The organism is Pricia sp. (genome assembly GCF_041745955.1).
GTDB lineage: Bacteria > Bacteroidota > Bacteroidia > Flavobacteriales > Flavobacteriaceae > Pricia.
Genome location: NZ_JBGTHY010000158.1, coordinates 1 through 2327 on the forward strand (window position 1 = coordinate 1; position 2327 = coordinate 2327).

At 43.1% G+C, this 2327-nt stretch carries 3 protein-coding genes; 2 read left to right on the forward strand and 1 reads right to left on the reverse strand.

What is annotated here, in order from left to right:
- Positions 1-139: 139 nt before the first annotated feature.
- Complete coding sequence (locus ACEW8S_RS05785; RefSeq protein WP_373517230.1) at positions 140-400, reverse strand: type II toxin-antitoxin system ParD family antitoxin; 261 nt, start codon at positions 398-400, stop codon at positions 140-142.
- 704 nt (positions 401-1104) lie between these two features.
- On the opposite strand from ACEW8S_RS05785, the gene ACEW8S_RS05790 reads away from it, so the two are divergent.
- The gene (locus ACEW8S_RS05790) at positions 1105-1626 is read left to right on the forward strand and encodes a hypothetical protein (RefSeq protein WP_373517231.1); all 522 of its coding nucleotides are present in this window, start codon (positions 1105-1107) and stop codon (positions 1624-1626) included.
- Positions 1623-2069, forward strand: a complete 447-nt coding sequence (locus tag ACEW8S_RS05795; protein ID WP_373517232.1) for an RES family NAD+ phosphorylase — start codon at positions 1623-1625, stop codon at positions 2067-2069. Before ACEW8S_RS05790 ends, ACEW8S_RS05795 begins: the two co-directional genes overlap by 4 nt.
- The last annotated feature ends 258 nt before the right edge of the window (positions 2070-2327 follow it).

Here is a 2327-nt window from a genome sequence, read left to right on the forward strand (position 1 = left end):
ATCGGGGCTGTCGGCCAAGTTTTGAAACACCCCGTACATTCCTTGTTTATATCTCAACGCCTGTTGGTCGCCAAATTCCAAAGTTGTGTAACGGGAAATCTCCTTGATATCGAAGGCCGCCTTTTTGGATATGCGGAACTCACGCATTTTCCTTGGGCTTTTGTTGCAGGGCCTCCTGTCTGCCCTCTTCCCATATTTCATCGAAAGTCCTGTCGCTGATACCGCTATCGATCCCCTTTTGCAGTTCCGCTTGCAATGCCAGGAATTCGCGGTTTTTTTCTTCGTCCCTGCGGACCAGATCTCGGATATATTCGCTATCGCTCCTAAAACCTCTTTGTTTTACGGCCAATGCGATATAATCCGTTTGACCATCTCCGAACTGTATCGTTTTTCTGCTCATGTTTATCTCCAACTAGATGTTATTATGATGCAATATAACATCTTTTAGCCGCAAATTCAAATATTCTCGGTGTGCGGTCAAATGAGAAAACAGACCCAGTAGAAGGGTGGCCGTCACCGGCCGCCACTTAACCAAAATTATGTCAGTTTGCTTAAATAGCCGGCGAATATCAAAGTTTGATAAGTCTGAATTAAGGTGGGATTAATAGTAGATAGTTCAATTAAGAAATGCGGGTTTAATTGAACTATACGGCTCAACAGCAGGGGAGCTGTCACCAAGGGCCATGTAAACCATAAATTACCGGCTTATAGCATATCTCATTTTTAGATTAATAGAAATATTATCCTGTTTTTTGATAAATTTCCATCCTTAGCGTACGTTTTTGCACCGATGGGCTTCATCCTAATTATGAAAAATCGAAAAACAACACGCAGCAACGCTCCAAGGCCGGTCCGAAAAAGAAAAGGGGTTTTCTCCATTACTTTTTCGGTTATTTTCTATGGCCGGGACTTTTCCAACAATGTCAAGTTCATATAATTGCATTTTATCGAATTAACTTCCCGACCGGGAAATAATCCGGCAAAATTCATTAATTTGGTAGGATATGGGCGGAACGGGACTTTTTGGCTCTAGCGGGAAGAGGCCCTATGTTGTCCCCACGTTTATTTGAACCATTTTTATAAAAGCCACGTTAAATCTGGAAGATGAACAAAACACGAACAAAATCCATGAAATTGGATAAAACCTATGTGACATTGCCGGAGAAAGCACGAACCTCTCTTTGGGAGGTCATGACAACTATAAAGGAACATTCCCGTCTGTCGGATCGCCTTAACGAAATGATCATATCCAACGAGAGTTCCCAAAATAGTTTAAAGGAGTTTCTTAAATACAAATACGAAATGCCCAAATCGGCCTTCAAGGCCCTGAACGATGTTTTGAAGATCGACCGGGAGGATTGGGCGGAAATTCTGGGAGTTCCCTTGTCGAGGATACAGAGCAATTCCAAATTCAGTCATTTACAGTCCATGCATATACTATCGGTATTCCTTTTTTATAACAATGGGCTTCAAGTATTCGGAAACCGGACGAAATTCAAAAAATGGCTCAACACAAAAAACGAATATTACGAAGATCTGTTGCCCAAACAATATCTAGAATCTCCAACTGGAATCAATATCCTATTTGACGATCTTGTCAAAATAGAATATGGTTTTGTGGCATGATCGTCCATAGGGTCAGCGGAAATGAATATAAGGACGACCTCTCCGGGGGTGGGGGGCTTAAATCGGAAGGCCGATGGCACAATAGGGGAATACCGATAATCTACACAAGCGAATCCAAGGCCGTTGCCAAGAAAGAAAAGCAAAGGGGGCCTGCGGGCAAGATCATCCCGGACGGTTTTGTGTATGTTTCCTACGAAATCCCCGATAACATCGAGATTCTTGAAATTACCAGGGAGATGCTCGACGACATTCCCTGGGACAAGACCCCTTATAAAGGCGGGCCTACACAAATTATAGGCTCGGACCTGCTCGCCCAAGGTGAATTCGCAGTGATAAAAGTACCTTCCGTCGTCGATGATAAAAGCTATAACTTCATAATCAATCCGAACCATCCCGATGCCCGGCGCATAACGATAAAGGATTCCAGGACAAAAGTCGAATAACATGTTTTCCGGACAGGCCAAATCGAAGATACCTTAAGGTCAGGCCCCGGAATGATATTGCAAAAATCGATTGTATAAATTTTAGGGGCTTCTTCCGTTGCTGAAAGTTTAAAAAAACGTGGGTTTTGCCGTCATAAGGTTAATGGATAGAAAAGGGGTTTTATTGACATTTTAACGGCTCGGCGCGTGCAATGCGCAATGTGGGGTCGGGGCGCACTTATTTTTCGGTCTTGAAATTAGTCAAATCTTTCTGGTTTG